Origin of the sequence: Amycolatopsis circi (assembly GCF_003385235.1) — a bacterium.
Lineage (GTDB): Bacteria > Actinomycetota > Actinomycetes > Mycobacteriales > Pseudonocardiaceae > Amycolatopsis > Amycolatopsis circi.
In genome coordinates, this window is sequence record NZ_PQIA01000067.1 from 1 (window position 1) to 25,896 (window position 25,896).

Genomic DNA, 25,896 nt, shown 5'->3' on the forward strand with positions numbered 1-25,896 from the left:
GTGTGGGTGCCTCGATTGTTGGGTGCGTCGGTTGCCTTTGGGTGGTGGTGGGGCTATCGCTCCAGCGTGGCGTTTGGTGCATTGAGGCGGGGGCGGGGCGTTGGTCCGTGAAGGGCTCCTTGAGGGAATCTAGGTCCGTGAAGGGGCCCCTCACGGCCTCGCGCGGCCTCGTGTGGCCTCGGGTGGGTCGTGAGGGGAACCCTGAGGGACTCTGAGTCCCTCAGGGTTCCCCTCCCGGACGGCTAGGCCAGGATTTCCTTGGTGGATTTGACTGTTGCGAAGCCGCCGCCGTGGAGGTTTGTCGCGGTTGCTTTGGCTAGTTCTTCTGCGGTCAGGGTGGTGCCGTCCGGGCCTTCCAAAGCGAAGGTGAAGGTGGCGTCCAGGGCGAAAGTTACGTCGTAGCCTAGGTTTCCGCCCATGCGGGCGGTGGTTTCGCAGCAGAAGTTGGTTTGGATTCCGGCCAGGACGAAGCTGGTGATGCCTCGGGTGGTGAACCAGGCGTCCAGGTCTACGTCGCCCAGGAAGGCGGAGTTCACCTTCTTTCCGAAGACCAGGTCCGGGCGGGCGTCTGCCAGTTCGGGTTTGAAGTCGTTGCCTTGCTGGCCTGGGCGTAGTGGCGAATCAGGCTTCACGGAGTCGTGGTGGACTAGCACGACCGGGTCTCGGCGGTCCTGCCAGGCTTGCAGCAGGGCCTTGATGTTCGCTTCGGCGTCGGGGTTGTTGCGCGGGCCCCAGAACTCGGCGTCGTCGAACCCTTGTTGGACGTCGATCAGCAGCAGTGCGGTGGTCATGGGGACGATTTTGGCCGGGGGCTCGCGGCAAAGGGGAGTGGCATAAGAGGCGCGATGCGGTACTTTTCTGCCATGCGCACGATCGGGGTGCTGCTCCTGCCGGGCAGCCGGATGTTCGACCTGGCGGTGATCGCGGAGGTGTGGGCTCAGGACCGCACTGACAGCGGCATCGGTCCGTTCACGGTGCGCGTGTGTGCTCCTGGGCGAGGGCGGACGCGGGTGTCGCCGTTCGGTGAAGTTGTTGCGACGCATGGTCTTTCTGGGCTGGACGAGTGCGACTTGGTTCTCGCTCCGGGGCGGGACGACCCCCTCGCCGAGGTTCCGGCTGCGGCGCGGGGCGCGCTTCGGCGGGCTCATCGTGGTGGTGCGACGGTTGCTGGGCTTTGTTCTGGGGCCTTCACGCTTGCTGCGGCGGGGCTGCTCGACGGGCGGCCTGCGACCACGCATTGGCACGACTTGGATGCGCTTGCGACGGTGGCACCGGCTGCGGATCTTCGTCGCGACGTGTTGTACACCGAGCAGGACGGCGTGCTTACGTCAGCGGGCGTCGTCGGGGGGCTTGATCTTTGCCTGCATTTGGTACGTCGTGATCATGGGGCGGATGTTGCCGCGCGGCTTGCTCGCCGTTTGGTGATGCCGCCGGTTCGGGAGGGTGGGCAGCGGCAGTACGCGGAGGATCCGTTGCCTGCCAACGCTTCGCGGCCGGGGATAGCGTCCACAATGGACTGGGCGATGGCTCGGCTCGCCGAGGAAATTGGCGTGCCGGACCTGGTTAAGCATGCGGGGATGAGTCCTCGGACTTTTCATCGCGAGTTCGCCGCCGCGACGGGCAGTACGCCGGGGCGGTGGCTGCTCGTCCAGCGGGTGCAGCATGCGCGGCGGCTGCTGGAGACCACGGAGCTGCCGGTCGCTCGGGTGGCGGAGCGGGCGGGGCTCGGCAGTGCCGCGAACCTGCGCCGACGGCTGCGGGCGGAGGTCGGGGTCGGGCCGGATTCGTATCGGCGCACTTTCCGCATCCCGTCGGTCGGGGTTACGGTCGGGGCATGGGCGAGTACGAGCACCTCCTCGTGAAGCGGGACGGGGACACGGTCACCATCACGATGAACCGCGCGGCGCGGCGCAATTCGCTGTCCGCCGAGCATCTCGGCGAGCTGCTCGCCGCGTTCCGCGAGGCGGGCGAGTCCGACGCGACCGGCATCGTGCTGGCCGGCGCGGGGCCGGTGTTCTCGGCCGGGCACGACTTCGGCGACGTCGCAGCTCGCGACCTCATGGGCGTGCGCGAGCTGCTTAACCTGTGCACGACGCTCATGCGGACGATGGAATCGGTGCCGCAGGTGGTGATCGCACGGGTGCACGGCCTGGCGACGGCCGCGGGATGTCAGCTGGTGGCGTCGTGCGATCTGGCGGTCGCGGCGGAGTCGTCGGGCTTCGCTCTGCCGGGCGGAAAGGGCGGCTGGTTCTGCCATACGCCCGCGGTGCCGGTGGCGCGCGCGATCGGCCGGAAACGCCTGATGGAGCTGGCTTTGACCGGCGACGTGATCGACGCGGCCACGGCGTTGGACTGGGGCTTGGTCAACCGCGTGGTCCCGGACGACTCCCTGGACGAGGCCGTCGCGGAGCTGCTCGGCCGTGCGACTCGCGGCAGCCGGGCGAGCAAGGCGATGGGGAAGCAGACGCTGTACGCCCAGCTGGACCGCCCGGAGGCGGACGCATACGGGATCGCTGTCGAGGTGATGGCGTCGGCTTCCCAACTGCCGGGCGCGCGTGAGGGGATGGCGGCGTTCCTGGAGAAGCGCAAACCCGACTGGACGGATTGACCCCGCACCCTGGCCTCGGTTTCGCGCCGCGCCAAAGTGAGGTGCATTTGACGCACCGAACGCCGCTTTGGTGGATGCTATGCACCAAAGCGGCGTTCGGGCAGAAACCGCAGTTCCAGCGGCATCGCGAGAGTGGTCAGCGGCGTTCGTGCAGCAGCAACAACGTGTACGCCGCCACCGTCTGCGCGTCCGAGATCTCCCCGGCGGAGATCATCTTCTCCACCTCCGTCCGGCTGAACCACGCCGTCCGCATGTCCTGCTCCTCCGGCTCCCGCTCGGGCGCGCCCTCGGTGAGTCCGGTCGCGAGATACACGTGCCCGCGCTGGCTGGCCAGACCAGGCGCGACGTCGAGCATCCCCAGTTCCGTGAACGACGACGCCCGCAACCCGGTCTCCTCCCGCAATTCCCGCTGAGCCAGCTCGGCGGGCGGGGTCTCGGCGAGATCGGGTGCGGTGCCCTGCGGGAATTCCCACCGCCGCATCCCGAGCGGGTACCGGAACTGCTCGACCAGGTGCAGCCGGTCGCCGTCGAGCGGGATGACCAGTGCGTAGGTCGGTTTGTCGACGACGCCGTAGATGCCGTCGCTGCCGTCGGCGCGGCGGATGGCGTCCTCTCGCACCGTCATCCAGTTGTTCCGATACACCTCGCGGGTCGCGACACGCTGAATGGGGTCCACCTCGCCAGTATCACCGAGACTGTCCTACCCTCGGCGGGTGCGTCTCGTGCTCCCAACCCTTCCGGCCGGTTTCGCCAGCCCGCTCCGTGCGGGGCGGATCCGATGAGGCTCGTCGTAGCCCGGTGCCAGGTCGACTACGTCGGCAGGCTGACCGCGCATCTCCCGATGGCCAACCGCGTCCTGATGGTGAAGGCCGACGGTTCGGTGCTCGTGCACTCCGACGGCGGCTCGTACAAGCCGCTCAACTGGATGTCGCCGCCGTGCTGGCTGATCGAAGACCCGGACATCTGGACGGTCCAGAACAAGGCCGGCGAGAAACTCGTCATCACGCTCGCCGAGGTCATGCACGATTCGAAGCACGAACTCGGCGTGGACCCGGGCCTGCAGAAGGACGGCGTGGAAGCGCACCTGCAGGAACTGCTCGCCGAGCACATCAAAACCCTCGGCGACGGCTACACCCTGGTCCGCCGCGAATTCCCGACCGCGATCGGGCCGGTGGACATCATGGCCCGCGACGCCAAGGGCGGTTCGGTCGCGGTGGAAATCAAACGCCGCGGCGAAATTGACGGCGTTGAACAGTTGACCCGGTACCTCGAACTCCTCAACCGGGACCCGCTGCTCGCCCCGGTGCAGGGCGTGTTCGCGGCGCAGGTGATCAAGCCGCAGGCGCGCGTCCTCGCGGAGGACCGCGGGATCCGCTGCGTCGTTCTGGACTACGACGCGTTGCGCGGCACGGATTCGGACGAGTTCCGGCTGTTCTGAGAGAGGCTACGAAGCGAGCGGCTGCTGATACCGCAGGGCCTGGGTCGCGACCCGCGCTCCGAGGTGGCGCGCCGTGGTGAGGTCCGCGGCGTGGACAGCGTCCGGGCCTTGGTCGTTCCAGGTTTGCGCACCCGCGCCGAGATAGAAGCCGAGCCGGTTGTCGTCGTGTTCGCTGCTGGTGGTGGTGTTCCAGCCGGGCATCAGGCCGAGGCTGACCCAGTGCATGCCGTGCTGCGCGGCGAGCAGCGAGAGGTACTGCAACGTGTGCAGTTTGTCGCCGCTCATCGAGCCGGAGTTGGTGAACCCGGACGCGAGTTTGTCCAGCCAGCGCTGGGCCATCCAGCGCTTCGAGGTCGCCTCGGCGAACGCGTGGAACGCCCCGGACGCCGATCCCATGTAGGTCGGGGTCCCGAAGATGATCGCGTCGCTGGCATCGAGGGTTTCCCATGTGGCGTCGGTCATTTCGGCTACGTCGACCAGGTCGACGCGGGTGTTGGGTACTGATTCGACCCCGTCGCTGACGGCCTTCGCGATCTCGAGCGTGTGCCCGTATCCGGAGTAGTAAGCGATCGCGACGTGAACAGAAGACATGAGCGGATCCTTTCGGTGTTGACGTTGGTAACGCTAATACCGTGACAACGTCAGTGTCAACGTCAACAGAAATCTGTTATCGTCGGCACATGGCATCCCATGGGTCGGACGACCAGCGCGAGCGCATCCTGAGCGAAGCGGTGAAATTGCTGGCCGCGGCCGGGCCGTCCGGGCTGTCCACCCGGGCCGTCGCGACGGCGGCCGGAGTGCAAACACCCACGCTGTACCGGCTTTTCGCGGACAAGGACGGGCTCCTCGACGCCGTGGCCACCTTCGGTTTCGAGAGCTACCTCGCGGAAAAACGCGCGTTCGAACCCGGTGCCGACCCGATCGACGACCTGCGCCGCGGCTGGGACGTGCACGTCGCGTTCGGGCTGGCCAATCCCGCGATCTACACGCTGATGTACGGAAGCGTCCGGCCGGGCAGTCAACCCGCGGCGGCCGTGGAAAACCGGGCCATCTTGCGCGGCATGCTCGAACGCGCCAACGCGCAAGGCCTGCTTCGGACCTCGGTCGAGGCGGCTGTGGTGGCCATCGAGGCGTCCACGACCGGCGCGGTTCTGCTGCTGCTGGCCCAGCCGGAAGAAGCGCGGGACGTCGAGCTGATCCGGCCGTTGCGCGACATCGTGCTCAACGCGCTGACCGAGCAAGCCGCACCCGGCGAGAGTTCCCCGATCGCCGACCGTGCGCAGGCACTGCTCGGGATCGTCGCCCCCACCAAAGACGCCGACCCGGTGACCGACGCGGGCTTCAGCGTCTCCGAAGCCGGTCTGCTGCGCGAATGGCTCGTCCGGCTCAACGAGGCCAGCCGATGACGACGGACGGAATCCGTCAGATCGTCGATCCGGCTCGGCGCTGAGCAGCCTTCGCGTCAAGCCACGCCTTCGTTTCCGCGTGGAACAGCGTCGGCACCACCAAACCGGCCAGTATCAAACCCACCGCCGCCGCCAGGCTTCCGCCCGCCAGGTTGGCCAGGCCGCCGATCGCGGACAGCATTTCGAACGCCAGCAGCGACCATCGTCCCCAGCCGTAGCTGAACAGGATCGCGATCCAGGACACCAGCAGGCCCGCGGCGAAGACGTAGTACAAGCACGTGATCGCGTACAGGATCGAAAACGGCTCCTCGCCGCCGCTCCGCTGCTTGGCGATCTGCAGCTGGGCGGACGCGCCGAACACGCCGTTCATGAGCACTTGCAGGAACGCGAGCGCGAGCGCGGTGCGGAGCCGTCCGGGCATGCGGATCGTGGGGCCGGTCATCGCGGCGAGGTCCTTTCCGAAGGCGCCGGCGGTGCCGGGAGCTTAGGGGCGGCCCGGCGGGAACTCTCCCGGAACGGGTGAATTCGCGCCGTTGGTGAGTCCTTGCCCGGCGAAGCGACAGGACTCAACACTGGTGCTTCCGGGCACGCGGAATGCACAGGTCAGCGGCAGGTTGGTGAAAAACCGCGGTGTCGGGGTGCCTGTTCGGAATCCATGCAGTACTGTCCCGGTCTGACAGGAACGATGGTGTTTTCTGTGTGAGAATGTTTGATTCGGAGGTGGCAGGGGTGCCGTTCCTCGCCGACGCGAACTTGCGGCTCGACGCGAGTCCGATCGACTACATCGAGTTGGCGTTCTATTTCGTCCTGGTGCTCGGCATCGGCGCTCTCGCGCGAAGGCAGGTGTCGAGCAGTCTCGACTTCCTGCTGTCGGGCCGGTCGCTGCCCGCGTGGGTCACCGGCCTGGCGTTCATTTCCGCGAACCTCGGCGCGGTCGAGGTCATGGGCATGTCCGCCAACGGCGTCCTCTACGGCCTGCCGACGGTCCATTACTTCTGGATCGGCGCCATCCCGGCGATGCTGTTCCTCGGCCTGGTGATGATGCCGTTCTACTACGGCTCCAAGGTCCGCAGCGTGCCCGAGTTCATGCGCCGCCGGTTCGGGCCGACCGCGCACCTCGTCAACGGCATCAGCTTCGCCGCGGCGCAGATCCTCATCGCCGGCGCGAACCTGTTCCTGCTGGCCAGCGTCGTGAACCTGCTGTTGGGCTGGCCGCTGTGGGTGTCGATCGTCGTCGCCGCCGCCATCGTGCTCGGCTACACGGCGCTGGGCGGGTTGTCCGCCGCGATCTACAACGAGGTGCTGCAGTTCTTCGTGATCGTCGTGGCGCTGCTGCCGCTCACCATCGTCGGCCTGGTCAAGGTCGGCGGCTGGCAGGGCCTGGTCGACAAGATCACGCACAGCCCGGGCGGCACCGCGCAGCTGCACTCCTGGCCCGGCGACAACCTGACCGGGTTCGGCAACAACTTCCTGTCCGTCCTCGGCATCGTGTTCGGTCTCGGCTTCGTGCTGTCCTTCGGCTACTGGACGACGAACTTCGTCGAGGTCCAGCGCGCGATGGCGTCGAAGAGCATGTCGGCCGCGCGGCGGACGCCGATCATCGGCGCGTTCCCGAAGATGCTGGTGCCCTTCATCGTCATCATTCCCGGCATGATCGCCGGGGTCGTGGTGCCGGAGTACTTGCAGGACAAGGGACTTCTGCTGCAGGACAAGGCCGCGCCGAGCGGGGTCACCGCGAACAACGCGCTCCTGCTGCTGATGCGCGACCTGCTGCCCAACGGCATCCTCGGCATCGCGATCGCCGGTCTGCTCGCGTCGTTCATGGCGGGCATGGCGGCGAACCTCAGCTCGTTCAACACCGTCTTCACGTACGACATCTGGCAGACGTACGTGAAGAAGGACAAGCCGGACGGCTACTACCTGAGCCTCGGCCGCAAGACGACTGTCTGGGCGACCGTGCTGGCCATCGGCACCGCGTTCGTCGCGTCGCAGTCCGCGAACATCCTGACCTACCTGCAGGACCTGTTCTCCTTCTTCAACGCGCCGCTGTTCGCCACGTTCATCCTCGGCATGTTCTGGAAGCGGATGACCGCGGCCGCGGGCTGGATCGGCCTGGTGGCCGGTACCGCGTCGGCGATCACGATCTGGGCGCTCTCGCAGCTGGACGTGCTTTCGCTCGCCGGGCAGGGCACCAGCTTCGTCGCGGCGGGCACCGCGTTCGTCGTCGACATCGTGGTGAGCGTCGGGGTTTCGCTGGCCACTCAGCCGAAGCCGGACGCGCAGCTGGTCGGCCTGGTCTACTCGCTCACGCCGCGCGATTCGCTCAAGCACGACAACACCGGCGAGAACGCGGGCTGGTACCGCAAGCCGGGCCTGCTGGCCGGCATCGTCCTCGTGCTCACCATCGCCCTCAACATCATCTTCTGAGGAGGCCCGCATGACCGAGAAAACCTCGCGGCCGCACAAGGCGGGCGCCTTCGACATCCGGCTGATCATCGCGCTGCTGCTCGGCGTCTACGGCGTGATCCTCACGATCATGGGCGCCGGGTTCACCAGCGACGCCGACCTGAAGAAGGCCGCCGACGTGAACATCAACCTCTGGTCGGGCATCGGCCTGCTGGTGGTGACCGCGTTGTTCGTGCTGTGGGCGGTGCTGCGGCCGCTGGTCGTGCCGCCTTCCGCCGAAACGACGGAAGAGTCACCCGCCGAATAACCGGGTTGCGACCACGTCCGGCAACCTGGCCCGCTAGGTTGCCGGACGTGGTGCACGATCGCCGGTTCGGCCGGTTCCCGAAGTTGTCCGCCCTGGTCGCCGCGGGCTTGGTCGCGACGGCCGCGATGTCCGCGTGCGGCGGCCCGAATCTGGGCAAGGAGAACTTCGCGCGCACGACCGTCCCCGCCGCCGGGGACAGCGCCGCGACGTCCGGCCCCATCACCGATCCCGCGGTCGCCCCCGCCGTCCTGCGCGACCTGCTGCCGTGCCAGTTCGTGGACAAGACGGCGATGAGCCCGCTCGGCACGATCCAGGGCGAGGCGACCGCGTCGAGCACGCAGTTCGACTCCTGTGTCGCCAAGGCGAACGACCCGGGCGGCAAGGAAATCCGGGCGAGCGTCGAGGTCGGCGGCATCGTGACGTTCGCTTCGGACAAGACCACCGGTGCGGTCGGCGGGCTGCCGCAGGTCGAGGTGCCGGACCTCGGCGGCGGATCCGGCTGCGTGGTCAGCGCGCTCACCGCGCGGAACCCGGCCTTCGGGGTGTCCTTCCGGATCGACTACACCGGCGGCGACGCCTGCGCGGCCGGTCGCAAGCTCGTCGCGACGGCGGTCGAGAAACTGCACAACAACCCGCAGAAGTACACGCCGGGCCCAGGCTCGCTGCTGGCCGTCGACCCGTGCACGGTACTCGACCAGGCCGCGGTGGACGGCGTCGTGAAGGGCGGGACCCCGCGGGCGTCCGGGCTGCACTCGTGCGAGTGGGGCCTGATCCCGAGCGTCCGGGTGACGATGTTCCCCGGCGTCGTGCCGAGCGAGGGCGACGGCTGGCTGAAGGCCGATGTCGGCACGCCGAGCCAGGCCTACGCGAAGCAGGGCACCTCCGGGTCGAGCTGCCAGGTCAAATGGCAGCACCGGCAGTGGAAGGAAGACCACGTCGAGGTTGTCCAGCTGGAGTACTCGAACTCCGACGCCCAGCCGGACAAGGACGACCCGTGCGGCAAGACCGTCGGGCTGGCCAAGCAGCTGGCCGGGAAACTGCCCGCGGCGTGACCCGTGGGGCGCTTTGCGGCGCGCCCGGCGACCTCATAGGTTGGGGTCGTCCACGCCGCCGAGGTGCCGGAGGTCCGCCATGAAGAAGATCATCAACGATCCGGCGGCCGTTGTCGCCGAATCGCTCAGAGGGCTCGCGATCGCGCACGCGGACCTGCTGCGCGTGCGCGACGACCCGGCGCTGGTCGTGCGCGCGGACGCGCCGGTGCCGGGCAAGGTCGCCGTGGTGTCCGGCGGCGGGTCCGGGCACGAACCGCTGCACGGCGGGTTCGTCGGCCTGGGGATGCTCGACGCCGCGGTGCCCGGGCCGGTGTTCACCTCGCCGACCCCGGACGCGGTGCAGGACGCGATCGCGGCCACCACCGGTCCAGCCGGGGCGCTGCTGATCGTGAAGAACTACACCGGCGACGTGCTGAACTTCGAGACCGCCGCCGAACTGGCCGCGGCCGAGGACCTGGACGTGCGCAGCGTGGTCATCGACGACGACGTGGCGGTCAAGGACTCCACGTTCACCGCCGGGCGGCGCGGTGTCGGCGGCACGGTGCTGCTGGAGAAGATCACCGGCGCGGCGGCCGAGCGCGGCGATTCGCTGGACGCGGTGGAAGCGTTGGCGCGCAAGGTGATCGGACAAGTCCGGTCGATCGGGGTGGCGCTGTCCGCGCCGACCGTCCCGCACGCCGGCGAGCCGAGTTTCGACCTGGGACCGGACGAGATCGAGTTCGGCATCGGCATCCACGGCGAACCCGGCCGCGAGCGGATCCCGGCCGAACCGGCCGACGCGCTGGTCGCCCGGATGGTCGAGGCGGTGGTGTCCGACCTGCCGTTCGAGTCCGGCGACAAGGTGCTGCTGTTCACCAACTCGATGGGCGGCACGCCGCAGCTGGAGCTGTATCTCGCGCACGGCATCGCCGAGCGGCTGCTGGCCGAACGCGGGATCCTGGTCGAGCGCAGGCTGGTCGGCCCGTACATCACGAGCCTGGAAATGCAGGGCATCAGCCTGACCCTGCTGAAATTGGACGACGAGCTTACGCGGCTGTGGGACGCGCCGGTGCGCACGCCCGCGCTGCGGTGGGGGATCTGATGGCCTGCACAGCCGAAGGGGTCGCGGCCGCGTTGCGCGCCGCAGCCGAGGTGATCGCCGAACACCGCACCGAACTGGTGGATCTGGACCGCGCGATCGGCGACGCCGACCACGGCGAAAACCTGAGCCGGGGCTTCACCGCGATCGTCTCCGCACTGGAGACCGCAGTGCCGGAAACGCCGGGCGGGGTGGCCAAACTCGCTGCCACCACACTGATTTCGAAGGTCGGCGGCGCGGCCGGACCGCTCTACGGCACGGCATTCCTGCGTGCGTCGGCGAAGCTCGGCGACGCGGCGGAGATCGACGTGCCGTTGCTGCTGGACGCACTGCGCGCTGCGTTGGAGGGTGTGCAGGCGCGCGGCAAGGCAGTGGGCGGCGACGCGACGATGGTCGATGCCTTGATCCCGGCCATCTCCGCGGCTGAAGGCGCTGCCGACGGCACGATCGCCGACGTGCTCACCGCGGCTGCCGACGGGGCAGACCGCGGCGCGGAGTCCACTGTGGACTTGATCCCGCGCAAGGGCCGTGCCTCGTACCTCGGGGAACGCGCGGTGGGACACATGGATCCGGGCGCCCGTTCGACGGCGCTGCTGCTGCGCGCGTTCGCGGAGGCGGCCCGGTGACCGTCGGAATCGTTCTTGTGTCGCACAGCGCGAAACTGGCCGAAGGGCTGGCCGAACTGGCCGCCCAGATGGCCCCGGACGTCCGGATCGTCCCGGCGGGCGGGCTGCCCGACGGCGGCGGCATCGGCACCGACTACGACGAGGTCGTCGCGGCCACTCAGCGCGCGGACTCCGGTGACGGCGTGGTGCTGCTCTACGACCTCGGCAGTGCGCAGATGACCGCCGAACTGGCCGTGGAATCGCTGGCCGACCCGTCCGCCGCGGTGGTGGTCGACGCGCCGCTGGTGGAAGGCGCGGTGGCGGCGGCCGTCGCGGCGCAGGGCGGCGCGAACGCCAAGGCGGTGGGCGAGGCCGCGGCGAGTGCCGGTGTCGCACCCGACCTGGCCGCGGTGGAGCTGTCGGCGGCTGGCGAGGAAGGCGTGGTGGAGAAGGAATTCACGCTGACCAACGACGTCGGGCTGCACGCGCGACCGGCCGCGGTCGTGGTGCGCAGCCTTGCCGAATTCGAGGCCGAGGTGTCGATCCGGCTGGGCGAGCAGGAGGCGGACGCGCACAGCGTGCTGGCGCTGATGTCGCTCGGCGCGCGCCAAGGCGACCGGATCGTGGTGCGGGCTCGCGGACTGCAGGCGTCCGAGGCGGTCGCCAAGGTGGCTGAGCTGGTGGAGGCGAACTTCGGGGAGTGACCCGGGCCGTTTCCGACCGGGTGACTTCGCCGGGACTGACTCGATTCCGATGTGCTTTCGAGGGGCTCGCGTGGCACAGTGAGCGGCAATTACCAGCGGGTAACCTCTGGAGGCCTGGTGGCACGGGAAATCTCGACGGTCGGTGTGGTCGGTCTTGGCACGATGGGCGCGGGCATCGCCGAGGTGCTCGCCCGCAGCGGGCTTGACGTGGTCGCGGTGGAACTCGACGAGGCCGGAGTCGAACGCGGCCTCGGCCACGTGCGGCATTCGACCGAGCGGGCGCTCGCGGGCGGAAAGCTCGACGAGGCGGGCCGGGAGGCGCTGCTGGGCCGGATCCGCACCACCACCTCGCTCGCCGATCTGTCCGAAGTGGACTTGGTGATCGAGGCGATCCCGGAGAACCTCGCGGCGAAGGCCGAGGTGTTCACCCAGTTGGACCAGGTGACGCGGCCGGACGTGGTGTTCGCGTCCAATACGTCCTCGCTGTCCATCACCGAGATCGGCGTGCACACCGCGCGGCCGGGCAAGGTCGTCGGGATGCACTTCTTCAACCCGGCCCCGGTGTTGAAGCTGGTCGAGGTCGTGCGCACGGTGGTGACCGAGCCGGACGTGGTGTCCGACGTCGTGGAATTCGCGCAGCGGCTGGGCAAATCGCCGGTGGTGATGGGCGACCGGGCCGGGTTCATCGCGAACGCGCTGCTCTTCGGCTACCTCAACCACGCGGTGCGGATGTACGAGCAGCGGTATGCCACCCGCGAAGATCTTGATGCCGCGATGCGTTTCGGCTGCGGCTACCCGATGGGCCCGCTCGCGCTGCTCGACCTGATCGGGCTGGACACCGCGTACGAAATCCTCGACACGATGTACCACCAATCCCGCAACCGGCTGCACGCGCCCGCGCCGCTGCTGAAGCAGATGATCACCGCGGGGCAGCTCGGACGCAAGAGCGGGCACGGTTTCTACGCCTACGACGCGCCGGATTCGCCGGTGGTGGTGGATTCCGTCGCATCGTCCGAAGTGGACTCTTCGGTGGCTCGCGAAGTGCGCACCGTCGGCGTGATAGGCACCGGAACGATGGCCACCGGCATCGCGGAAGTGTTTGCCAAGCGCGGTTTCGACGTGGTGCTGCGGGCGCGGAGCAAGGAGAAGGCCGACGCGTCGGTGGCGAAGGTGAAGAAGTCGCTCGACAAGGCCGTGGTGAAGGGCAAACTGTCCGAAGAGGACGCCGCGGCCGCGCTCGCCCGGATCCGGCCGGTGACGGAATTCGAGGAACTGGCCGACGTCGACCTGGTGGTCGAAGCGGTGGCCGAGGAGCTTTCCGTTAAGCAGGCGGTGTTTTCAGCCTTGGACGAGGTCGTCCGGCCGGGCGCGGTGCTCGCGACCACGACGTCCTCGCTGCCGGTCATCGAATGCGCGGCGGCGACCTCGCGTCCCGGCGACGTGGTCGGCCTGCACTTCTTCAATCCGGCGCCGGTGATGAAACTGGTGGAAGTGGTTTCGACGATCGCGACCGCCCCGGACGTCACCGCGACCGCGACCGCGGTGTGTGCGGCGGTCGGCAAACACCCGGTGCATTGTGGCGACCGAGCCGGATTCATCGTGAACGCGCTGCTTTTCCCGTATCTCAACGACGCGGTGAAAATGCTGGAGGCGCATTACGCGTCGGCGGACGACATTGACACCGCGATGAAGGTCGGTTGCGGGTTGCCGATGGGCCCGTTCGAATTGCTGGACGTGGTGGGGCTGGACGTTTCGCTGGCGATCGAGCGGACGTTGTTCAACGAGTTCCGCGAGGAAGGTTTCGCCCCGGCGCCGTTGCTGGAACACCTGGTGACGGCAGGACGGTTGGGTCGCAAGACTGGTAAGGGCTTTAAGGACTACTGACGCTTGTACGTGTAGAGAATGAAGCCGTCGTGGTATTTGCCGACCCGATCGTAAAGCGCGCGGGCCGGGGCGTCTTCGAGGGTGTTCCAGTAGAGCGACGGAAAGCCTTGCTCGTCGGCATCGCGGGCAACCCACTCGATCAACGCCGTCGCGACACCTTTTCGCCGGACGTTCTCGTTCACGAACACGTCGGCGAGGTAGCACTTCCCGGAGTACCAGATGCTGGCGTGGAACAGGTAGTGCGCGATGCCGACCATCGTGCCGTCGAGCTTGGCGGCGACCCCGCGGATCCGGTCGTCGTCAAGCAAGCGGCGCCAGGTCCGGTCGTAGCTGCCGTCGGTGCGTTCGACGTCGAAGTAGGCGTCTTTGCCGCGGGCGAGGACTTCCCAGTCGGCGCGGTCGGTTTCGGTCAGGAAGTTGATCTGCACGCGCCTATCTTGCGCTGCTGCGCGTAATCAGCGCAGTGGCAGGCTTTCGAGGGTGAACACCGGGCTCGTCGGCGGGTCGCCGCGCAGGTACCCGTTCATCTGGGAGTTGCTCACCAGCAGTCGGTCCCCGCTCACGGCGACGCCGGTGGTGGTGTCGGCCCCCGGGTAGGTGCGTTCGCCGACGACGGTGGCCTGGGTGTAATCGCAGGACAGCCGCACAGTGGTGATCTCATTGTTTACGGAGCGTGCGATGTACAGCGTGTTCCCTCGCAGCATCATGCCGTCGGCGCTGGTCAGGGGTGGCGCGGCGATCTTGCGGATTTCGCCGGTCGCGAGGGTAAGCCGGTAGAGCGCGCCGCTGTACCAGTAGCCGATGATCAGCGACTTTCCGTCGGGGGTGGCGACGATGCCGTTGCCGTTGGACTGGCCGGCGACGTAGTCCGGCAGGCGGGAGGCCGCCTGCAAGGTTCGGTGGGCGCCGGTTGCCGGGCCGTGCACCTCGGCGGCCGGGATCCGGTAGAGCACGGGGCGGAACGAGTCGGTGACGTAGACGTCGCCGTTGGGGGCGACGGCTTCGTCGTTCACGAGGGTCTTCTCGCCCGAGTCGGGGACGCTGTAGCTGGCAACGAGTTTGCCGGTGCTGGTGTAGGTGAACAAGCGCCCGGTGAAAGCGCCGGCGACCACCAGACGATTGCCGCTGATCTTGATCCCGGAGACCTCGGTGCGATCGTCGCGACCGCCGGGCAGGAAGGGATCGAGCGCCTTCGACCCGAGGCGTCCGCGGTACACGGTGCCGTCGGCGATGCTGCCGGTGTAGATGTAGCGGTTGTCGGTCGCGATGCTTTCGGGATAGGCGTTGGCGCCGTTGATGGTGATCGTGGAGAGGCCGTCCTCGCGGGTCGCGGCAGTGGCGGGAAACGCGAGGGCGGTCAGGGCGGTGGACATCGCGGTGAGGGCAAAAAGCGCGGTGCGGGGGGACATCGTGGGAGCACCTTTCCGGTGGTGACGAGGACTTCCTGCCGCGGGCTTCCCGCGGCGTTGCGGTCCACGATGGCCCGGCCACTTCCCATCGGGAAGTAGCCACTTTTTGGTAAGGTAGCCACCCATCGGAAAGCAGTGAGGTGAGCGCTGTGGCAACCGCCAAGGCCGTGACCGGGGCGACACCCTCGTGGGATCCGTACGAGCGCGGATGCCCGTCCCGCGACCTGCTCGACCGGATCGGCGACAAGTGGTCGATCCTCGTGCTCGGCGAACTCGGCAAACAGGGGCCGTGCCGGTTCACCCAGCTGCGCAACCGGTTGTCCGGAGTGAGCGAGAAGATGCTCACCCAGACGCTGCGCGCCCTCGAACGCGACGGCATAGTCCGGCGAACGGTGTACCCGACCGTGCCGGTGCGCGTGGAGTACGCACTGACTCCGTTGGGCGTGTCGCTGCGGGCGCCCCTGAAGGCGCTCACGGAGTGGTCGGTGCTGCATTTGAGCGAGGTTCTCGATGCCCGCGAGGAGTACGATCACCGCGCTGAGCAGGTCAGCTGAGCAGTTCGAAGGCTATTCCGACGCGCGTAATTCGCATATCCGAGTCTGCGCAGCTCATCGGTTGCGCTGGCGGATGCGCGCGCCCTGGGCGGGTTCGCCGTCCGGCGGCAGCAGCGGCCCGCCTTGCCACTGCTGGAACACGAGGTTCGTATGCACGCGGGCGACCTCGTCGCGGGAGGTGAGTTCGTCCAGCACCAGCCGTTGCAACTCGGCGGCCGACGTGGTGGCGACGTGCGCGAGGAAGTCGTCCGGTCCGGTCAAGTGGTAGACCGCGCGGATTTCCGGCAGTGCCAGCAGATGCTCCACGAACTGCTCGACCAGCGGCCGGCGATGCGGCCGGACCTGCACGAACAGGAACGCCTCCAGCGGACGGCCGACCTTCGCCGCGTCGACCTTGGCGTGCTGGCCGGTGATCACGCCGGTCTCGCGGAGCCGGGCCACCCGGTCCAGGCAGGTGGACGGCGCGAGCCCGACCGCGGCCGCCAGCTCCTTGTTCGACGTCCGGGCATCGTTCTGCAGCACCCGCAGGATCTCAAGATCAACCGGACTGAGTTCGATGCTGCCGTTCATCGCTGAATCTTATCCGAGAATGTTGCTTTGCGGCCGTTGCTTGTCCGAACGTGACTGCCATGACTTCCGCCTTGCGCACCCGAGCCGTCCACGCCGGTCGCGACGATCTCGCCGACCTGGGCCTGCACGCCGTCCCGCTCGACTTCTCCACGACCTACCCCGCGCGCGACAGCGCCGAGGAGGCCCGCCGGATCGACGAGTTCGCCGCGGGCGGGAACGTCACCGGCATCTACGGCCGGATCGGCAACCCGACCGTCGAACGGTTCGAGCAGGCGCTGGCGGAACTCGAAGGCTTCGACCACGCGGTGGCGTTCGCCAGCGGCATGGCGGCGGTTTCCGCGTGCCTGCTTTCCGCGGTGACGCAAGGAAAACGGCACATCGTCGGCGTCCGGCCGTTGTACGGCTGCACCGACCACCTGCTGACCACCGGCCTCCTGGGCACCGAGGTCACCTGGACCGCCCCCGAGGATGTCGCCGCCGCGCTGCGCCCCGACACCGGCCTGGTTTTCGTGGAGACGCCGGCGAATCCGACCTTGAGCGAACTGGACATCGCCGCCCTGACCGCCGCGTGCGGAGACGTTCCGGTGCTGGTCGACAACACCTTCGCGACGCCGGTTCTCCAGCGCCCCGGCCGCCTCGGCGCCCGAATGGTGCTGCACAGCGCGACAAAGTTCCTGGGCGGCCACGGCGATGTCATGGGCGGCATCGTGGCCTGCGACGCCGAGGAAGCCGCGCGCTTGCGTTCCCTGCGCTTCGCTACCGGCGGCGTGCTGCACCCGCTCGCCGGATACCTGTTGCTGCGTGGCCTGTCGACGCTCCCGCTGCGGGTCAAGGCCGCCTCGGAGACCGCCGCTGTCCTGGCCTCGCGGCTAGCTTCGCACCCGTCGGTCAGCGCCGTGCACTACCCGAAGCTGGGCGGGCCTTTGGTGGCTTTCGAGGTAACCGGCGACCCGCACGCGGTCATCGGCGCGGTCCGGCTGATCACGCCCGCGGTGAGCCTGGGCAGCGTCGACACCTTGATCCAGCACCCGGCTTCGCTGACGCACCGGATCGTCGCCGAGGACGACCGCACGGGCTCCGGCATCACGCACGGCCTGCTGCGGCTTTCGGCCGGGCTGGAGGATGTCGAGGACTTGTGGCTTGATCTGGATCAGGCGTTGAAGGGTTGTTGATCAGTCGCCGTCGCAGCGTCCGCCGCCGGTCTGCGCGGTGGATGCTGCGCGGCGAACTGACCTCCCGCTGATCAGCTGCAGCAACCGCCTCCGCAGCAACCTCCGCCAGCCGGTGCGGGTGCGGCCGCCGAGCCGGTGAGCGCGACGGTCGTGAGCAACTTGACCGTGTCCGCATGGCCCTCCGGGCAGGGGGCGGGTGCGTTGGATTCGGCCATCGGACGCTGGAGTTCGAAGGTCTCGGTGCAGTCGCGGCAGCGGTAGGCGTAGGTGGGCATGGCTTGATTATCGCTGGCGGGTCGCGTCGGTGGGAAGCTGTCCGGGTGGATGTTCCCCAGTACGCGGATGTTCCGCACCTAGGCCAGGTCGTTCCCGCCCTGCTCGGCGCGCTGGGCGTGCCCGGCGAGGACGGCGGCCTGGCGCTGCCCGAAGCCCGCAGCGCCTGCGTGCTCCTCATCGACGGCCTCGGCTGGGAACTGCTCGCCCAGCACGCCGCGGACGCGCCCGTCCTCACCGAACTGGCCAGCAGCCCCCTGCGAGTCGGCTTCCCGTCGACCACCGCGGCCGGCGTCGCCGCGATCGGCACCGGTCTGGCGTCCGGCGAGCACGGCATGGTCGGCTACACCTTCGAGATCCCCGGAACCGGCGTACTGAACGCCCTGCGCTGGCGCTCCCACGACGACGGCAGCGACCTCCGCGGTGCTCTGCCGCCCCGTGAAGTCCAACCTCTCCCGACCACCTTCGAACGCGCCGCTGCCGCGGGTATCGAGGCCGCCGTGGTGTCCTCGGCGCATTTCGCCAACACTGCCCTCACCCAAGCGACGCAAAGCGGTGCCCGATACGCCGGGGTGCACGCACTCGGCGACCTGGCCGCGCGGACCCTGGAAGTACTGTCCTCGCGCGCGTTTTGCTATGCCTACCACAGTGAATTGGACCTGCTGGGCCACCTCTACGGCCCCGGCTCGACCGCGTGGCGGATGCAATTGCGCCAGGTCGACCGGCTGGTGGAGTCCATTGTGGATGGATTGCCCGCCGGTGCCGTCCTTGCGGTGGTGGCGGATCACGGGATGGTGACCGTCGAGGAGAAACTGAACCTGGAGGACACTCCGGAACTGCTGGCAGGCGTCCGCGCTTTCGGCGGCGAAGTCCGCGCGCGGCATGTCTATACGGAACCCGGCGCGACGGCGGATGTCGTGGCCGCGTGGCGCGAGGTGCTGGGTGCGCGGGCCTGGGTTTTGCCGCGCGAGGAGGCAATCGAGGCAGGTTGGTTCGGTGCCGCGGTGAGCGACCGAATCCGCCCGCGAATCGGCGACGTCGTCGCGGCGGCGACCGGGACGTTCGGGATGGTGCGCGAACTGGCCGAAGCGGTGGAGTCGAACTTGGTGGGCCAGCACGGCTCGTTGACGTCGGCGGAGCAGTTGGTCCCGCTGGCGATCGCGCGGGGTTGATTTCGCTCGGCTTGGCTTGGTGTGCGGCTGCGCGGGTCAAGCGGGTGAGCGCGGAGTCGATTCGCCCGGTGGCCAGTGCAGTTGCCTGGCGGTCCAGACGCGCCGCTCAGCAGGCACTATTCATTCAGGACGCGCAGGTCCCACCTGTTGAGCCGCCCCGTCGACGCCCAGTTACCGTGGCTGCGTGCCCAGACGCAATCGACCCGGCCGAGGCCGTCCCGCGCCCGGCGACCGGCCGGACGCCGGTGCGGTCAGCGGCTGGGCCCGCAGCGAATCCGGTCCCGACGGGGACTGGCTGGTGCGCACCGTTCCCGGCTCGCAGGCCGCCAAGACCTACCGTTGTCCCGGTTGCGACCACGAGATCCGGCCCGGCGTCCCGCACCTGGTCGTGTGGCCCGCGGACGAGACCGGCGGCGTCGCGGATCGCAGGCATTGGCACCGGCCTTGCTGGGAGGCCCGGGCCCGGCGGCGGCCGAACCGGCGTTGGTAAGGAGAAATCCCTACTCGCCTGTCCACAATGGACGAATGCCGCCAACGCGGTCGTCCGCCCGCAGCGCAGGCGAATACGACCACGCACTCGAGTACCGGCCACGCACTCGAATACCGGCAATACCGGAGAAGCGAGTTCGGCCGTCGGCCTCCTCCTGGACCGGCCAGTAGACCAGTCCGCCGCCACTGCAAAAACCCCGTCACCGCCGGAAATGCCGCGAAACCGCCCCCTCGTACTCCTCCTCCACATACTCCGTGAATCCCAGCTTCTCCACCACCCGCAGCGACGGCACGTTCGCCACCGCCACGCTGATCAGCACCGGGATCGCCGGGATCTCCCGTTCCGCCCACTCCACCGACGCCCGCGCCGCCTCCTCCGCATAGCCCTTTCCCCACGCCGACGGGCGGAAGCGGTATGCCAGGTTCAGCACCTTCTCGCCGCGGAATTCCCGCGTGCGCACTCCGGTCATGCCGAGCACGTCCGACCCGTCCGCGGATTCCGGCCTGCCCCGTTCCCGGACCGCCAGGTACCCGTAGCCGAACTTCGCCCAGTGCTCGAGCCAACTGTCGAACATCACCTGGGTGGTCGCGGTGTCCGGCGGACGCGGGTTGTGCCGGTTCGTCTCCGGGTCGCTCTGGATCTCCCCCACTGCTTGCCGATCGGTCTCCACGAAGTGCCGCAGCACCAGCCTTTCCGTCACGATCTCTGTCACGCCCCGACCATAACGACGGGGTCCGACAAAAATCGCGCCGATAACAGCGACAATCTCCGGCATGACCGAACTGCCGTTGGTGCTCCTGCACGCCTTCCCGCTCGACGCCCGCATGTGGGACCCGGTCCGCGCGCCGCTCGCGGAGCGGTTCCGGGTCATCACGCCGGACCAGCGCGGTCTCGGCCGGAGCCCGTTGCCGGAGACCGAAGCCGACCCGGATCTCGCCGACGCGGCCCGGGACGTCGTCGCGCTTCTCGACAAGCTCGAACTTGATCAGGTGATTCTCGGCGGCTGTTCGATGGGCGGCTACCTCGCGCTGGCCGTCCTCCGGCAGGCTCCCGAGCGCGTCGGCGGGCTGGTCCTCGTCGACACCAAGGCCACCGCGGACACCCCCGAAGCCGCGCAGACCCGGCTCGACGTCGCGAACCGCGCCGAGGCCGAAGGCGTCAAGGGCTGGCTGGCCGACGCGAACCTGCCGAACCTGCTGGCCGACACCGCGTCCGCGGCTGTTCAAAAGCGCGTGCGCGAATCGATCGACGCGCAGCCGCCGTCCGGAGTCGCCTGGGCCGCGCGGGCGATGCGCAACCGGCCCGATTCCGTTGACCTGCTGCGCGAAACCGACGTCCCGGCGCTCGTCATCATGGGGGAGCGCGACGCGATCACGCCGCTCGACGCCGCCAACACCATGGTCGAAGCGCTGCCCGACGCGACTCTCGCCGTCCTCCCGGACGTCGGGCACCTGACGCCGCTGGAGGACCCGGCCGGTGTGGTCGAAGCGATCCTCGGCTGGGTCAGCTGAAGTACTCGGCCGCCGCGGTGCGCGCTTCGGCCAAGCGGTTTGGGAAGCGTTGTGCGATCAGGAAGCGCCAAGCCACCGCGAAGAGCGAGCGAAGCTGCGTACACGTCTCTAGGACGGCTTCGTCTGCTTCGCCCGGGTACGCAGCGAGGAACTCCGGACCGCCCTGTCGCGCGAGGATCGCCAGGTCCCATTCGAGCGGTCCGCGCCAGGTGTCCTCGAAGTCGAGCCAGCACGGGCCTTCGGCGGTCTCGATGAGGTTGCCGGGGTGTGCGTCGCCGTGCAGGGCCTGAAGCGGGCCGGACGGCAGCAGCGCGGCCAGCCGTTCGGTTTCCGCGCGGATCCGGTCGGCGTAGCCGTCCAGCAGCGAACCGTTGCGGGCGACGGTGTCCAGGAGTTCGCTGACGGGACCGCGGGAGGGCAGTTCGCCCGGGTAGTCACGCAGCGCGGCGTGGACCCGGGCGAGCGATCCGGCGGTCTCGTCCGGCCCGTGCCGATGGTCCGGATCGTGCGGGGTCCAGTGCCAGAGCGTGACCGGCAGGCCCTCGGCGAAATGCGGTCCGGCCGGGGGATCCGAGGCCGGTGAGACGACGCGCACACCACGTTCGGTGAGGTAGGCCGAAAGGGCGACGTCCCGCTCGAGCCACGCGGTCGCGTCCGGCCGCAGCAGCCGGGTGGTGGCCGGGACCCGCGCTACGACCGGACCCATCCTCACCAGCACGTTCGAGCGCTCGTGCAGCACCTCGGCGGCATCGGCCGGGAGGCCGAAACGGCGGCCGACGGCGAACGCGGCGGAGACCGCCGCGGCGCGGTACGGGTCGGTCACGCGGTGATCTAACCAGCCGGTGCGAGCGACTGTCGGTACCGAGGGCTACGATCCCCTTGACCGCCCGGAATCAGGTCCGCCTGAGCCCGAGCGCCCCGAAGTTGACCACCACAAGGTTGCAGTGTTGGAGGCAGGAGTGACGGCCGTAGCCCCCAAGCCGATCGCGACGCGCCCGTATCCCGCGCGCGAGACGGCAAAGGGTTCGTACCTGCTGCGGTTGTTCCGCACGACGGACCACAAGCAGATCGGGATCATGTATCTCGTCGCGTCGTTCGCCTTCTTCATGGTCGGCGGCGCGATGGCCATGCTCATGCGCACGGAGCTGGCCCAGCCGGGACAGCAGTTCCTGTCGCAGGAGCAGTACAACCAGCTGTTCACCATGCACGGCACGGTGATGCTGCTGCTGTACGCGACGCCGAGCCTGTTCGGGTTCGCGAACTTCATTCTGCCGCTGCAGATCGGTTCGCCCGACGTGGCGTTCCCGCGGCTGAACGCGTTTTCGTTCTGGCTGTTCCTGTTCGGCAGCCTGATCGTGCTGTCCGGCTTCCTCACCCCGGGCGGCGCCGCCGACTTCGGCTGGTTCGCCTACACGCCGCTGTCGGACGCGATCCACTCGCCAGGCGTGGGAGCCGACCTGTGGATCGCCGGTCTGGCGGTCTCCGGTCTAGGCACGATCCTCGGCGGCGTCAACATGATCACCACGGTGGTCTGTCTCCGCGCGCCCGGCATGACGATGTACCGGATGCCGATCTTCACCTGGAACATCCTGATCACGAGCATCTTGATCCTGCTCGCGTTCCCGATCCTGACCGCGGCCCTGTTCGGCCTGCTGGCGGACCGGCACCTCGGCGCCCACGTGTTCGACCCGGCCAACGGCGGGGTGATCCTGTGGCAGCACCTGTTCTGGTTCTTCGGCCATCCAGAGGTCTATATCGTCGCGCTGCCGTTCTTCGGGATCGTGTCGGAGATCTTCCCGGTCTTCAGCCGCAAGCCGGTGTTCGGCTACAAGGGGCTGGTCTTCGCGACGCTGTCGATCGCGGCGCTGTCGGTGGCGGTGTGGGCGCACCACATGTACGCGACCGGCGCGGTCCTGCTGCCGTTCTTCTCGTTCATGACGTTCCTCATCGCGGTCCCGACCGGCGTGAAGTTCTTCAACTGGATCGGCACGATGTGGAAGGGCCAGCTGTCCTTCGAGACGCCGATGATCTTCTCGATGGGCTTCATCGTCACGTTCCTCTTCGGCGGTCTGACCGGCATCATGCTGGCCGCCCCGGCGATCGACTTCCACGTGTCGGACAGCTACTTCGTGGTGGCGCACTTCCACTACGTCCTCTACGGCACGATCGTGTTCGCGACCTTCGCCGGGATCTACTTCTGGTTCCCGAAGATCACCGGCCGGATGATGGACGAGAAGCTCGGGAAGTGGCACTTCTGGACCACCTTCATCGGCTTCCACACCACGTTCCTGGTGCAGCACTGGCTGGGCGCGGAAGGCATGCCGCGGCGTTACGCGGACTACCTGGCCAGCGACGGGTTCACCACGCTGAACACGATCTCCACGATCGGCGCGTACATCCTCGGGGCGTCCACGCTGCCGTTCATCTGGAACGTGTTCAAGAGCTACCGGTACGGCGAGATCGTCACGGTCGACGACCCGTGGGGCTACGGCAACTCGCTCGAGTGGGCCACGTCCTGCCCGCCGCCGCGGCACAACTTCACCGAACTGCCCCGGATCCGCTCCGAGCGGCCCGCGTTCGAGCTGCACTACCCGCACATGGTCGAACGCCTTCACGCGGAAGGCGAGATCGGCTTCTTCGGCAAGGCCAAGCACGTCGGGGCCCCGTCGCAGAAGCTCGTGGACGCCACCATGCCGGGCGACCACAGCAAGGACAACGCGAGCGAGCAGTAACGGCGCTCGGAACAACTGCACGGCGCGTGCCCGGTCGAGGATTCTCTCGGCCGGGCACGCGCCGTTTTCCTGCCGGGAGCTGTCGTGCCGGAGCCTGCCCGAGCTGGGTGGCCGAGGCGTGCGGGCGGCGGCGCTGGCGGGGCCTCGTGAGTGTTTGTGCCGGTTAGAACCGGGATGAACGCTCACGAGAACTCAACCCACCGCCCAGCCTCGCTGCCTCGCCCCGCCTCGCCCCGTGCCGCTGGGCCTCGCCCTGGGACGGCCCGGCTGCCCGCGCCGCCTTCGCCAAGACCGCCAGCCGCAGCCGTGGTCCATCGGTCCTCGTCCCTCGGCCCCGACCTCGCACGGCAGCGCACGCCTTGACCCCGGCCCCACCGCCCTCGCATCGCCCGTTAGTGGCACCGGCGGTGTGAAGCGCGGCACGGGGGCGTTCTGCCCGCCGCCGCGGGAGGCCAGACTGGGCGTGCCGACTCGCCGTGGCCTAAGCGTCGGTGCCGAGACGAACGAGGGATACCGAACCAGTGAGCCAGACTCCCGTCCTCATCACCACGACCGGTCCGGACAAGCCCGGGGTCTCGTCCGTGCTGTTCGCCGTGCTCACGCGACACGACGTGGACGTGCTCGACATCGAGCAGGTGGTCATTCGCGGGCAGCTCGTCCTCGGCGTGCTCGCCGGCGTCTACCGCGATCCGGAGGGGCTCCAGGAGTCCGTCGAGCAGGCGATGGCGACCGTCGGCATGGAGGTCGAGGTCCGGATCGGCGACGCGATCGGCGCGGATCCGTTCGCGCTCGGCCGGCGCGATTCGTCGCACGTGCTCGTCCTGCTCGGGCGTCCGGTGACCGCGCGGGCGTTCTCCGAGATCGCGCGGCGGCTGGCGGGCGTCGGGGCGAACATCGACTCGATCCGCAGCGTCGCCGATTACCCGGTGACCGGGCTCGAGCTGTACGTCTCGGTGCGCGAAGACACCGAAGAAGCCGACGCCGAACTCCGGTCCATGCTGGCCGACGCGGCACCCGAGGCCAACATCGACATCGCCGTCGAGCGCGCGGGCATCACGCGCCGGGCGAAGCGGCTGGTGGTCTTCGACGTCGATTCCACGCTTGTGCAGGGCGAGGTCATCGAGATGCTCGGCGCGTACGCCGGGGTCGAGGAGCAGGTCCGCGAGATCACCGAGGCTGCGATGCGCGGCGAGCTGAACTTCGCCGAATCGCTGGAGCGGCGCGTCTCGCTGCTGGCCGGGCTGCCTGCCAGCGTGATGGACGAGGTCGCGGCGAAGCTCGAGCTGACGCCGGGGGCCCGCACGACCGTCCGCACCTTGAAGCGCATGGGTTTCCGCTGCGGCGTCGTGTCCGGCGGGTTTACTCAGGTCATCGACCATCTCGTGGACGACCTCGGCCTCGACTTCGCGGCGGCCAACGAACTGGAGGTCGTCGACGGCAAGCTCACCGGCCGCGTGGTCGGCGACATCGTCGATCGCGAAGGCAAGGCGACCGCGCTGCGCCGGTTCGCTGGCGAGTACGGGATTCCGCTCGGCGCGTGCGTCGCGGTCGGCGATGGGGCCAACGACATTGACATGCTTGCCGCGGCTGGCATGGGCGTCGCGTTCAATGCCAAGCCGGCGCTGCGAGAGGTCGCCGACACCGCGCTTTCGCACCCGTACCTCGACGCAGTGCTGTTCGTCCTCGGCGTCACCCGCGCCGAGGTCGAGGCGGCGGACGCGGCCGACGGGCTCGAATTGGCCCGCCCGTGAACCCTCTGCTCGAACCCCTGCGCAGCCGGTACGCCTCGTGGCTCGGCCTTCCCGCAGACGAAACTTCAGACACCTCCGACGAAAACCCGGACGAAGTCCGCGCGATGCCGATCATCCTGCGGATCGAACGCGCCGAACCGCCGGGTCGTACCGCGCTGCTCGAAGCGGCGGCCGCGGCGGCGATCGCGGTGTGCCTGGACGAACGTGTCGAGCCCGGCGGCGAGTGGGCCGAGCCGGTGCACGCGTGGCTCGACAACCGGATCCGCAAGGTCGCGCGCCGGGCTCGCGGCGCGCACTGGCAGGCAGTGCTCGAGCAACCGGGAATCACCATCGAGGTCGACGGCGCGGAGGCGCGGGCGCTCGTGCCCGGGCTGGTCAAGGAAGCTCCGAAAGAGGTCTCGCGGCTGCAGATCTCCGGCAGCGAACTTCCCGCCGACACCCCGGGCCCGGTCCCGGCCGGCGTTCCGCTGCTGATGCTGAACCCGGACGTCCCGATGACCGTCGGCAAGGCGTCCGCGCAGGTCGGGCACGCCACGATGATCCTCGCGTCGCTGCTGCCGGACGACGAACTGGCGGCGTGGGCGGCGAAGGACTACCGGGTCGCGGTCCGCACGCCCAGTCCGGGCAAGTGGAAGGAACTGTGCCCGGTCGACGATCCGGAGGCGGGCTGGCGCGACAACCGCGTGATCGCCGTCCGGGACGCGGGGTTCACCGAGGTCGATCCGGGCACGATCACCGTGCTGGCGCAGCAGCCCGGAACATCGGCGTGACCCG

At 68.8% G+C, this 25,896-nt stretch carries 29 protein-coding genes; 19 read left to right on the forward strand and 10 right to left on the reverse strand.

Features of this window, described 5'->3' with window-relative positions; translation table 11 throughout:
* Positions 1-242: 242 nt before the first annotated feature.
* Positions 243-791 (reverse strand): cysteine hydrolase family protein, encoded by a 549-nt coding sequence (locus D0D37_RS25790; protein WP_116203172.1) that lies wholly within the window; start codon positions 789-791, stop codon positions 243-245.
* 72 nt (positions 792-863) lie between these two features.
* Here D0D37_RS25790 and D0D37_RS25795 point away from each other — a divergent pair, with 72 nt between their 5' ends.
* Together D0D37_RS25795 and D0D37_RS25800 are read left to right on the forward strand one after the other, a co-directional pair.
* On the forward strand, positions 864-1,862 hold the full coding sequence (locus D0D37_RS25795; protein WP_116203228.1) for a GlxA family transcriptional regulator: 999 nt from the start codon (positions 864-866) through the stop codon (positions 1,860-1,862).
* Positions 1,835-2,608, forward strand: a complete 774-nt coding sequence (locus D0D37_RS25800; protein WP_116203173.1) for an enoyl-CoA hydratase-related protein — start codon at positions 1,835-1,837, stop codon at positions 2,606-2,608. The genes D0D37_RS25795 and D0D37_RS25800 overlap by 28 nt, the downstream gene beginning before the upstream one ends.
* 136 nt (positions 2,609-2,744) lie before the next feature.
* Here D0D37_RS25800 and D0D37_RS25805 read toward each other — a convergent pair whose 3' ends face one another.
* Entirely contained in the window at positions 2,745-3,284 is a 540-nt protein-coding gene (locus D0D37_RS25805) for an NUDIX domain-containing protein (protein ID WP_116203174.1), read from the reverse strand.
* Positions 3,285-3,386: 102 nt separating this feature from the next.
* Between D0D37_RS25805 and nucS the strand changes: the two genes are divergently transcribed.
* Positions 3,387-4,046: an endonuclease NucS gene (gene nucS, locus D0D37_RS25810; protein WP_116203176.1), complete on the forward strand. Its 660-nt coding sequence runs from the start codon at positions 3,387-3,389 to the stop codon at positions 4,044-4,046.
* A gap of 6 nt (positions 4,047-4,052) precedes the next feature.
* On the opposite strand, the gene D0D37_RS25815 is transcribed toward nucS, so the two are convergent.
* Positions 4,053-4,637 (reverse strand): flavodoxin family protein, encoded by a 585-nt coding sequence (locus D0D37_RS25815; RefSeq protein ID WP_116203178.1) that lies wholly within the window; start codon positions 4,635-4,637, stop codon positions 4,053-4,055.
* An 89-nt stretch (positions 4,638-4,726) separates the two neighbouring features.
* On the opposite strand from D0D37_RS25815, the gene D0D37_RS25820 reads away from it, so the two are divergent.
* Positions 4,727-5,452, forward strand: a complete 726-nt coding sequence (locus D0D37_RS25820; RefSeq protein WP_208720149.1) for a TetR/AcrR family transcriptional regulator — start codon at positions 4,727-4,729, stop codon at positions 5,450-5,452.
* A gap of 16 nt (positions 5,453-5,468) precedes the next feature.
* Here D0D37_RS25820 and D0D37_RS25825 read toward each other — a convergent pair whose 3' ends face one another.
* Entirely contained in the window at positions 5,469-5,894 is a 426-nt protein-coding gene (locus D0D37_RS25825) for a hypothetical protein (RefSeq protein WP_116203181.1), read from the reverse strand.
* A 287-nt stretch (positions 5,895-6,181) separates the two neighbouring features.
* Between D0D37_RS25825 and D0D37_RS25830 the strand changes: the two genes are divergently transcribed.
* The 7 genes from D0D37_RS25830 (at position 6,182) to D0D37_RS25860 (ending at position 13,488) form a co-directional block, all read left to right on the forward strand.
* On the forward strand, positions 6,182-7,879 hold the full coding sequence (locus tag D0D37_RS25830; RefSeq protein WP_116203229.1) for a sodium:solute symporter family protein: 1,698 nt from the start codon (positions 6,182-6,184) through the stop codon (positions 7,877-7,879).
* 10 nt (positions 7,880-7,889) lie between these two features.
* Entirely contained in the window at positions 7,890-8,165 is a 276-nt protein-coding gene (locus tag D0D37_RS25835; protein WP_116203183.1) for a hypothetical protein, read from the forward strand.
* A gap of 47 nt (positions 8,166-8,212) precedes the next feature.
* Complete coding sequence (locus D0D37_RS25840; protein ID WP_208720150.1) at positions 8,213-9,217, forward strand: DUF3558 domain-containing protein; 1,005 nt, start codon at positions 8,213-8,215, stop codon at positions 9,215-9,217.
* 79 nt (positions 9,218-9,296) lie between these two features.
* Complete coding sequence (dhaK, locus tag D0D37_RS25845) at positions 9,297-10,298, forward strand: dihydroxyacetone kinase subunit DhaK (protein ID WP_116203185.1); 1,002 nt, start codon at positions 9,297-9,299, stop codon at positions 10,296-10,298.
* Positions 10,298-10,921 (forward strand): dihydroxyacetone kinase subunit DhaL, encoded by a 624-nt coding sequence (gene dhaL, locus D0D37_RS25850; protein WP_116203231.1) that lies wholly within the window; start codon positions 10,298-10,300, stop codon positions 10,919-10,921. The genes dhaK and dhaL overlap by 1 nt, the downstream gene beginning before the upstream one ends.
* The gene (dhaM, locus tag D0D37_RS25855) at positions 10,918-11,604 is read left to right on the forward strand and encodes a dihydroxyacetone kinase phosphoryl donor subunit DhaM (RefSeq protein ID WP_116203187.1); all 687 of its coding nucleotides are present in this window, start codon (positions 10,918-10,920) and stop codon (positions 11,602-11,604) included. Before dhaL ends, dhaM begins: the two co-directional genes overlap by 4 nt.
* A gap of 117 nt (positions 11,605-11,721) precedes the next feature.
* Positions 11,722-13,488: a 3-hydroxyacyl-CoA dehydrogenase family protein gene (locus tag D0D37_RS25860; protein ID WP_116203188.1), complete on the forward strand. Its 1,767-nt coding sequence runs from the start codon at positions 11,722-11,724 to the stop codon at positions 13,486-13,488.
* On the opposite strand, the gene D0D37_RS25865 is transcribed toward D0D37_RS25860, so the two are convergent.
* Both D0D37_RS25865 and D0D37_RS25870 read right to left on the reverse strand, forming a co-directional pair.
* A complete protein-coding gene (locus D0D37_RS25865) occupies positions 13,482-13,916 on the reverse strand; it encodes a GNAT family N-acetyltransferase (protein WP_116203190.1) in 435 nt (144 codons plus the stop codon). The genes D0D37_RS25860 and D0D37_RS25865 overlap by 7 nt on opposite strands.
* 27 nt (positions 13,917-13,943) lie before the next feature.
* Positions 13,944-14,897: an SMP-30/gluconolactonase/LRE family protein gene (locus D0D37_RS25870; RefSeq protein ID WP_116203192.1), complete on the reverse strand. Its 954-nt coding sequence runs from the start codon at positions 14,895-14,897 to the stop codon at positions 13,944-13,946.
* 149 nt (positions 14,898-15,046) lie between these two features.
* Between D0D37_RS25870 and D0D37_RS25875 the strand changes: the two genes are divergently transcribed.
* Entirely contained in the window at positions 15,047-15,451 is a 405-nt protein-coding gene (locus tag D0D37_RS25875; RefSeq protein WP_116203193.1) for a winged helix-turn-helix transcriptional regulator, read from the forward strand.
* 54 nt (positions 15,452-15,505) lie between these two features.
* On the opposite strand, the gene D0D37_RS25880 is transcribed toward D0D37_RS25875, so the two are convergent.
* Positions 15,506-16,021: an Lrp/AsnC family transcriptional regulator gene (locus D0D37_RS25880; RefSeq protein WP_116203194.1), complete on the reverse strand. Its 516-nt coding sequence runs from the start codon at positions 16,019-16,021 to the stop codon at positions 15,506-15,508.
* Positions 16,022-16,080: 59 nt separating this feature from the next.
* Here D0D37_RS25880 and D0D37_RS25885 point away from each other — a divergent pair, with 59 nt between their 5' ends.
* A complete protein-coding gene (locus D0D37_RS25885) occupies positions 16,081-17,193 on the forward strand; it encodes a trans-sulfuration enzyme family protein (RefSeq protein ID WP_116203195.1) in 1,113 nt (370 codons plus the stop codon).
* Between the two features lie 71 nt (positions 17,194-17,264).
* On the opposite strand, the gene D0D37_RS25890 is transcribed toward D0D37_RS25885, so the two are convergent.
* The gene (locus D0D37_RS25890; protein ID WP_116203196.1) at positions 17,265-17,468 is read right to left on the reverse strand and encodes an FmdB family zinc ribbon protein; all 204 of its coding nucleotides are present in this window, start codon (positions 17,466-17,468) and stop codon (positions 17,265-17,267) included.
* Between the two features lie 45 nt (positions 17,469-17,513).
* Here D0D37_RS25890 and D0D37_RS25895 point away from each other — a divergent pair, with 45 nt between their 5' ends.
* A complete protein-coding gene (locus D0D37_RS25895) occupies positions 17,514-18,638 on the forward strand; it encodes an alkaline phosphatase family protein (protein ID WP_116203198.1) in 1,125 nt (374 codons plus the stop codon).
* Between the two features lie 184 nt (positions 18,639-18,822).
* Positions 18,823-19,128: a hypothetical protein gene (locus D0D37_RS25900; RefSeq protein WP_116203200.1), complete on the forward strand. Its 306-nt coding sequence runs from the start codon at positions 18,823-18,825 to the stop codon at positions 19,126-19,128.
* A 199-nt stretch (positions 19,129-19,327) separates the two neighbouring features.
* Here D0D37_RS25900 and D0D37_RS25905 read toward each other — a convergent pair whose 3' ends face one another.
* Complete coding sequence (locus tag D0D37_RS25905) at positions 19,328-19,840, reverse strand: GNAT family N-acetyltransferase (RefSeq protein ID WP_244223678.1); 513 nt, start codon at positions 19,838-19,840, stop codon at positions 19,328-19,330.
* Between the two features lie 61 nt (positions 19,841-19,901).
* On the opposite strand from D0D37_RS25905, the gene D0D37_RS25910 reads away from it, so the two are divergent.
* On the forward strand, positions 19,902-20,639 hold the full coding sequence (locus D0D37_RS25910; protein ID WP_116203201.1) for an alpha/beta fold hydrolase: 738 nt from the start codon (positions 19,902-19,904) through the stop codon (positions 20,637-20,639).
* Here D0D37_RS25910 and D0D37_RS25915 read toward each other — a convergent pair.
* On the reverse strand, positions 20,632-21,462 hold the full coding sequence (locus tag D0D37_RS25915; protein ID WP_116203202.1) for a phosphotransferase enzyme family protein: 831 nt from the start codon (positions 21,460-21,462) through the stop codon (positions 20,632-20,634). The genes D0D37_RS25910 and D0D37_RS25915 overlap by 8 nt on opposite strands.
* 136 nt (positions 21,463-21,598) lie before the next feature.
* On the opposite strand from D0D37_RS25915, the gene ctaD reads away from it, so the two are divergent.
* The 3 genes from ctaD (at position 21,599) to D0D37_RS25930 (ending at position 25,892) form a co-directional block, all read left to right on the forward strand.
* Positions 21,599-23,371 (forward strand): aa3-type cytochrome oxidase subunit I, encoded by a 1,773-nt coding sequence (gene ctaD, locus D0D37_RS25920; RefSeq protein ID WP_116203203.1) that lies wholly within the window; start codon positions 21,599-21,601, stop codon positions 23,369-23,371.
* 521 nt (positions 23,372-23,892) lie between these two features.
* Positions 23,893-25,122 carry a phosphoserine phosphatase SerB gene (gene serB / locus D0D37_RS25925; protein WP_116203204.1) on the forward strand — a complete coding sequence of 410 codons (1,230 nt, stop codon included), beginning with the start codon at positions 23,893-23,895 and terminating at the stop codon, positions 25,120-25,122.
* Entirely contained in the window at positions 25,119-25,892 is a 774-nt protein-coding gene (locus tag D0D37_RS25930; RefSeq protein WP_116203205.1) for a peptidyl-tRNA hydrolase, read from the forward strand. The genes serB and D0D37_RS25930 overlap by 4 nt, the downstream gene beginning before the upstream one ends.
* The last annotated feature ends 4 nt before the right edge of the window (positions 25,893-25,896 follow it).

Coding starts and splice junctions, on each gene's coding strand:
- D0D37_RS25795 (WP_116203228.1), top strand. CDS start 864: ATGCGCACGATCGGGGTGCTGCTCCTGCCGGGCAGCCGGATGTTCGAC.
- D0D37_RS25835 (WP_116203183.1), top strand. CDS start 7,890: ATGACCGAGAAAACCTCGCGGCCGCACAAGGCGGGCGCCTTCGACATC.
- D0D37_RS25815 (WP_116203178.1), bottom strand. CDS start 4,637: ATGTCTTCTGTTCACGTCGCGATCGCTTACTACTCCGGATACGGGCAC.
- D0D37_RS25800 (WP_116203173.1), top strand. CDS start 1,835: ATGGGCGAGTACGAGCACCTCCTCGTGAAGCGGGACGGGGACACGGTC.
- nucS (WP_116203176.1), top strand. CDS start 3,387: ATGAGGCTCGTCGTAGCCCGGTGCCAGGTCGACTACGTCGGCAGGCTG.
- D0D37_RS25885 (WP_116203195.1), top strand. CDS start 16,081: ATGACTTCCGCCTTGCGCACCCGAGCCGTCCACGCCGGTCGCGACGAT.
- dhaL (WP_116203231.1), top strand. CDS start 10,298: ATGGCCTGCACAGCCGAAGGGGTCGCGGCCGCGTTGCGCGCCGCAGCC.
- D0D37_RS25825 (WP_116203181.1), bottom strand. CDS start 5,894: ATGACCGGCCCCACGATCCGCATGCCCGGACGGCTCCGCACCGCGCTC.
- D0D37_RS25870 (WP_116203192.1), bottom strand. CDS start 14,897: ATGTCCCCCCGCACCGCGCTTTTTGCCCTCACCGCGATGTCCACCGCC.
- D0D37_RS25880 (WP_116203194.1), bottom strand. CDS start 16,021: ATGAACGGCAGCATCGAACTCAGTCCGGTTGATCTTGAGATCCTGCGG.
- dhaK (WP_116203185.1), top strand. CDS start 9,297: ATGAAGAAGATCATCAACGATCCGGCGGCCGTTGTCGCCGAATCGCTC.
- D0D37_RS25820 (WP_208720149.1), top strand. CDS start 4,727: ATGGCATCCCATGGGTCGGACGACCAGCGCGAGCGCATCCTGAGCGAA.
- D0D37_RS25790 (WP_116203172.1), bottom strand. CDS start 791: ATGACCACCGCACTGCTGCTGATCGACGTCCAACAAGGGTTCGACGAC.
- D0D37_RS25910 (WP_116203201.1), top strand. CDS start 19,902: ATGACCGAACTGCCGTTGGTGCTCCTGCACGCCTTCCCGCTCGACGCC.
- D0D37_RS25890 (WP_116203196.1), bottom strand. CDS start 17,468: ATGCCCACCTACGCCTACCGCTGCCGCGACTGCACCGAGACCTTCGAA.